This is a genomic window from Rhizomicrobium sp. (assembly GCF_056722145.1).
In genome coordinates this window covers 1-5,786 of sequence record NZ_JBWZET010000290.1, presented here as the reverse complement: position 1 = coordinate 5,786, position 5,786 = coordinate 1, and the positions used below count along the sequence as shown (strand labels likewise).

5 protein-coding genes are annotated in these 5,786 nt (G+C 65.5%); 2 read left to right on the top strand and 3 right to left on the bottom strand.

From position 1 onward, the window contains the following. Window positions 1–336 precede the first annotated feature (336 nt). On the bottom strand, window positions 337–549 hold the full coding sequence (locus AC1P6P_RS14985) for a hypothetical protein (protein ID WP_481403244.1): 213 nt from the start codon (window positions 547–549) through the stop codon (window positions 337–339). A 191-nt stretch (window positions 550–740) separates the two neighbouring features. On the opposite strand from AC1P6P_RS14985, the gene AC1P6P_RS14980 reads away from it, so the two are divergent. Then, a complete protein-coding gene (locus tag AC1P6P_RS14980) occupies window positions 741–1,127 on the top strand; it encodes a response regulator transcription factor (protein WP_481403243.1) in 387 nt (128 codons plus the stop codon). Between the two features lie 32 nt (window positions 1,128–1,159). On the opposite strand, the gene AC1P6P_RS14975 is transcribed toward AC1P6P_RS14980, so the two are convergent. After that, window positions 1,160–2,914 (bottom strand): tetratricopeptide repeat-containing sulfotransferase family protein, encoded by a 1,755-nt coding sequence (locus AC1P6P_RS14975; RefSeq protein ID WP_481403242.1) that lies wholly within the window; start codon window positions 2,912–2,914, stop codon window positions 1,160–1,162. A 111-nt stretch (window positions 2,915–3,025) separates the two neighbouring features. Next, on the bottom strand, window positions 3,026–5,083 hold the full coding sequence (locus AC1P6P_RS14970; protein WP_481403241.1) for a TonB-dependent receptor: 2,058 nt from the start codon (window positions 5,081–5,083) through the stop codon (window positions 3,026–3,028). A 64-nt stretch (window positions 5,084–5,147) separates the two neighbouring features. Between AC1P6P_RS14970 and AC1P6P_RS14965 the strand changes: the two genes are divergently transcribed. Next, window positions 5,148–5,594, top strand: a complete 447-nt coding sequence (locus AC1P6P_RS14965) for an RrF2 family transcriptional regulator (protein ID WP_481403240.1) — start codon at window positions 5,148–5,150, stop codon at window positions 5,592–5,594. The last annotated feature ends 192 nt before the right edge of the window (window positions 5,595–5,786 follow it).

The following is a 5,786-nucleotide window of genomic DNA, read 5'->3' as shown; positions in this document are numbered from 1 at the left end:
CCCCAGACCGCACGAACAAGGCACACGTCTTCGCCAGCCTTGTCCGCAGCGCACACGCACGCATGCGGGTCCTGTATATCGTCGTGCTTGCGGGGGCGGGGCTCAGCTACGGCCCATCTCCCGCGATGCTCAAATCAAGACAGTGGCACGCCGCCGAAACAGCGGGGGAAGTGGCCCATCAGGCCCGGAGGGCAGAACGTTTTAGCGCCGGATCGGTCCCCCCTCCGTCGCTTTCAGCGCCACCTCCCCCGCTTTTTTGCCGGCGGTGCGGTGGAAAGGGTTTGTCGGCGCGGGGGGAGGAAAGATGAACGACGTGATCTCGTCCGAACGTGCCGGCTATTCTTCCGATGCAATGACGCCGAAGTCGCGGGACTGGGTTCCCTGCTCGGCGGTCAGAAATCCAGCGGAGGCCAGACCGCGGCGCAGCAGTTCCCGAACCGCCGAGGCGCGGCTGGGCATGCGCGACTTGAAGCGCCAGGTATCGAGCGCTTCCAACTCGTCGGCGGTCAGCATTATCTGCAAACGCTCTTCGCGCGATGACGACTTCATGCCGGCTCCTTTTTGGAGGCGATACTTACTCAACAGACGCCATATGCTCCTTATAAGCTGATTACGCGGTTGGTGCAATTACCGCTATTGGCGACACTGGCAAAATCGGTGCCTTATTAGCAGTTAAGGTCTTGATTCGACGTGTATTTTTGGTTCTATGGAGAATGCATACTTATAGGATTGACGGCGCCATGCCCATCGTAGTGGCAGTCATCGACGACGACGAAGCGGTTCGCGATTCCACCCGCGCGATGCTCGAAACCTATGGCTATTCGGTTCGCGTATATGAGAATGCCAATGAGTTTCTGCTGTATACGGGCGAACAGCATGACTGCCTGATCGTCGACCACAACATGCCCGGCATGAGCGGCTTGGAACTGGTGTCGTTGATGCAGCAGCGAGCAAACGCCACGCCAGCCCTGCTGATCACCGGACGCGGCAGCCCGGCAATTGCGCAAATGGCGGCCGCGCTGCGCGTGCCCTATCTCACCAAGCCGGTTCCTGAGGATCTGCTGATCGCGCAATTGAATGAGGTCTTAGCGCAGGATGCTCCGGCCCAGCGATCGATGGTCGGCTGATCAAAATACCTCTGCGGTAACGCAAGCCGGTATCAAATGCCGAGGGCGCGCTTCAGTTCGCCGAGGTGGCTCTGATAGGGCGCGGCACGGTTGAGGCTGGTGGCATAGAGCGGCGCGCGCACCTGGAAGGCACTGGCGGTGTGGACCGGGCGCGGGTTGGTATGGAAGGCGGCACAATCCTCGTCCCAATCGAGGCCGCAATAGGCGACCAGCCGGCGCGCCGCGCTGGGGAAATCGCCGACCAGCGCTTCGTAATCGATCTCCAGCATCGCCCCCGCCGGCAGCACGGCACGCCAATGCGCCATCAGCTTGTCGTAGGCGCGATAGAAGCGGCCGAGTTCGCCCTGGTCGTAGCTGTAATTGAGCGCGCCGCGGAAGAGTTGCGCATAGCACGAAAAACAGGTGTCGAGCGGATTGCGGCGGACGTGGACGATGCGGGCGCCCGGCAGCGCCAAGCGGATCAGGCCGATGAACATGAAATTGGCCGGCATCTTGTCGATTATGCGCACGGCCTCAGGCGCCAGGGCGTGGAGGCGGCCGAGATATTCCTTGGCGACGGTGCGCAACGCGTCGGGATCATTGATCAGCTTTGCCAACGATCGCTTGTCGGGCGTGTAACCGCCGGTCGCGACCAGACCAAGATCGCCAAGCTCGCCGGCGCCATGCACCGCCGGGTGGCTGGCCAGAATCTGCTCCACCAGCGACGTGCCGGAGCGCGGCATGCCGACGACGAACACTGCCGTTTCGTCGGCCTCGACGGCAGGACGCTGCAGCAATTCGGGCGTGAACAGTTCGGCGATGCGCGCCAGCGAATTCAGCTCGGCCTTTTCATTGTAGGCGACGTGCGGGCGCCAGACGCGATTGGCCGTGACGAGTTGGCGGGCGGCTTCGTCGAAGCGGGCGGTGTCGTCATAGGCCTTGAACAACGCGAAATGCAGCGACGCGCGCGCCATCGGTTCGAATTCGCGCGGCAGCAGCGCTTCCATCTGCGCAATCGCGGGATCGCCGGGCGTCAGCGTGCGGCTGTCGGCAAATGCCTTCAGCGCCTGCGGGTCATCCGGATTGCGGCGAGCGGCCTCGGCGAAGGCGGCGCGCGCTTCGTCCATACGGCCCAGGCCTTGCAGCGCACTGCCGCGTCCGAGCGCGGCGCGAGGGTCGCTGCCGAGCGCGGCGAAAGCGGCGAGCGCCTCCGCCGGCCGCTTCAATTCGAGCAGCGACAGACCGAGATTGAGCCGGGCATCGCCGTAATCGGGGCGCAACGCCAGCGCGGCGCGGTACTGTTCCAGCGCTTCGTCGTGACGCGCCTGCGCGGCCAGCACGAGACCGAGATTGTTGTGCGGCTCCGGCAAGTTCGGGTTGATCGCGATCGCCGTGCGGTAGTGCGCCGCCGCTTCATTGCTGCGGCCGAGCGCGCCGAGCGCATTGCCGAGCGCAGTGTGGGCCTCGACAAAACCGGTGCGCAGCGCAATCGCCCGTTCGAGCGGCGGCACCGCCTCGCGCCAACGCTCCATCCGGCACAGGGATTCGCCATAAGCGTGGGCGATGAAGGCCTCGTTCGGCGCCGCCGCGGCCGCGCGCGCCAACAGCACCAGCCCCTCGCCCGCCCAGCCCAGGTGCACGCGCGCAATCCCGAGCCCCGCCATCGCGATCGGATGGTTCGGCACATATTGCAGCGAGGTGCGGAACTGATGCTCGGCGACAGCGAAATCGCCCTGATCGAGCGCGGCAAAGCCGTTCTCGCACAGCGACCGCCCGAGCGCGAGCGGGGTTTGACGAAGGGCGTCCATGCCCGCTTGCTACCAGCGGCATGTCACCCATCGGTGTCGAGAATGTTTGGGAATGTTTGACGGCGCCGAGCGCGATACACAAGCTTACATTTTAACCAATGTGACCTGTGCCTAGCGGACGAAGGTGACACCGGCGGTGACGAGGCGGGGCGCATCGAGGCTGGCAATGCCGTCGGCCGTCATCGTGGTGGCGACGCGGGCGTCGAACAGATTGTCGGCGGCGACGAAAGCGGCAAGGCCGTTGCCGAACGCGTAACTGAGCCGGGCGCCGGCCACCACCGCCGATCCAAGCCGCAACGCGTTGGCGTCGTCGCTGAAGCGGTTGCTTTCATATCGCAACGTGGCGGATGCCGTAACCGGATCGAGGTCGAGATCGAGGCCGCCGGTGACTGTGGCGCGCGGGGCCTGGGCCGGACGCTTGCCGGTCAGTTGCGGCGCCTCGCTGCCGCCATGCACGCGCTGATCGAGGAGATCGAACGCTGCGGTGAGTTTCAGCGGGCCGGTGGCATAAGCGACCTCGCCTTCGAGGCCCGGTGCATTGATGTCGCCGACGTTGCGGCGCTGGATCAGCAATCCCCCCGCGGGCACGAAACCGGCGCCGGGAAAGGTGCCGGGACCGGTGCCGACCGTGACGTTGGTGACCGCGGCGTGGAGGCGGTTGAAGAACGCCGTCAGGTCCCAGGTGACATCGCCAAACGCGCCGCCGGCGCCGATCTCCACCCCCGAAAGCGTTTCCGGTGCGAGCGCCGGATTGGCTTCCGTCACGTTGTTGCCGAGACGAAACGGGCGATAGAGTTCGTTGAGCGACGGCGCGCGAAAGCCTTTGTAGGCGGCGGTGCGCAGATAAAACGCGTCGTCGCCATAGCGCACCCCGGCGCGGGCGGTGGGTAGCAGGCCGGAGCGCGAGGAATAGGTTTGCGTCGTGGCCGCTCCGGTCGCCAGTGTCGTCTGCACGACATGGCCGTTCGAACTCTGCCACGCATCGGCGCGGACGCCGACCGTGACAAGCCACGCGCCGCTGTGGTGCGCGCCTTCGGCATAGACGCCACCGACGACGCTATCGCCACCGGAGACGCGGCCGATCGTGAAGGCGCCGGATTGATACGAGGCGAACTCGTGGGCGTTGCCGCGCGCCGCCCGGATATCGCCGCCGATCTCCCAATCGACGAACCCCTCGCCGCGTAGCGCCGCATTGCCGCCCCAACCGGTCGCGGGCGTCGCGTTCTGCAGGTTCGACGGCGTCGCGGTGTTGCGGTCAGGCGAAATGCTGGCCGAGCTTTGCGCGAAATCGCTGACATGCACCCACGCCTGCAAGCGCCAGCCGAGATCGTCGCCGTGGGCGGGATGGGCCACGGTGAGGCTGGCGATGGTGCCATCGGTGCGCGACCAGGTGCCGACCGTGCCGGAATGACGGGCCTCGCGATAGGCGGCGACGCGCGCCGACACCAGCGTGCCCGCCTCCGGTTCAAATTGCAGGCGCAACGAGCCGCTCATGGCATCGACGGTGAGAGTATTGTCGGCGGCGCCACGCTGAGATTGGGAAATCGGCACCCAGCCATCGGAGGCAGCGCGCGCCGCACTGGCATAGAGCGCAATCCCGCCGAGATCAGTTCCGCCCGCCGCCGCAATCCGGCGCTGACCGAGCTCGCCGCCCGAAGCGCTGACATCGATACGGCTGTTTTCCTGGAGCGCAATCACGCCGGTCAGCGCGCCGGCTCCATACGGCCCCGCGCCGGCACCGCGCACGATTTCGGCCGCGCCGATATCCTCCGGCGGCAGCGACGAGAAAATCACCCAGCCGCCGAAAGGATCGTTCATCGGCACGCCATCGAGGGTGACCAGCGCCCGCCCCGCCGCCGACGGCGCGATGGCGCGCAGCGATACGCCTTGCGTCGTCGGATTGGCCGACAGCGACGAGTTGCGCCGGAACAGCGACACCCCCGGCACCTGCCCCAGCGCATCGTCGAGCTGGGGCGAGATACGGAGTTCATCCGTGCCGAGACGAACGCTGGAAAACGCCGCCGTGCCGACCGGATCGGGCGGAGCCGCACTGACCACGACCGTCTCCACCGGCTGGCCCTGCGCGCCAACCATCACTGCCGCAACGATAACCGCACACGCCCGCCAAGCCATGGTCGAAGCATTGCCGATCGGAGCGCGTTCGTCCACAACGGTTGCTATCTTCCGCCATTTACACGATGTATATTGTAGTATTGATCCGGGGCCGTCGCAGATGCTGTCGCAAAAAGCCAAATATGCCCTCAAGGCGCTTTTCGTCCTCGGCGAACATCAGGGCACCGAACCGGTGATGATCGCCGACATCGCCGCCCAGGCGAGCGTGCCGCGCAAATTCCTCGAACAGATCCTGCTCGAAATGAAGCGGCGCGGCATCGTCCACAGCATGCGCGGCAAGTTCGGCGGCTACATTCTCGGCCGCAAGCCGGAAGACATTTCCTTTGCGGAAGTTCTGCGCGTCATCGATGGGCCGCTGGCCCTCAGCCCCTGCGCCAGCCGCACCGCCTATCGCAAATGCGACGACTGCGATGATGAAACCACCTGCGCCATCCGCCGCGTGCTGCTCAACGTGCGCGACGCCAGCGCCGAGATTCTTGAGCAGCACACGCTGGCGCACGCCCTCGTCGACCGCAAATCCGGCCGCCGCCGCAAGCGCGCCGACTGATTATTCTGCTTTCCGATAAACATGTGTCAGCGCGGCCACAGCATGCTGGGGCATGGCGTGTTGCCCTAGAGCGTTTTCCGATCATTCCGGATCGTACCCGCAGCTGACGAAGTAGTTGAGGCATTCCTCGGATGTGAAGGTGTGAAGTGCGTCGGCGACGGCGGCCCAGAGCGCCTCGACGGTTCTTGCCGC

Bases quoted from the DNA above. Each gene is read 5' to 3' on its own strand.
- AC1P6P_RS14985 (WP_481403244.1), bottom strand. From the start codon at position 549: ATGAAGTCGTCATCGCGCGAAGAGCGTTTGCAGATAATGCTGACCGCC.
- AC1P6P_RS14980 (WP_481403243.1), top strand. From the start codon at position 741: ATGCCCATCGTAGTGGCAGTCATCGACGACGACGAAGCGGTTCGCGAT.
- AC1P6P_RS14975 (WP_481403242.1), bottom strand. From the start codon at position 2,914: ATGGACGCCCTTCGTCAAACCCCGCTCGCGCTCGGGCGGTCGCTGTGC.
- AC1P6P_RS14965 (WP_481403240.1), top strand. From the start codon at position 5,148: ATGCTGTCGCAAAAAGCCAAATATGCCCTCAAGGCGCTTTTCGTCCTC.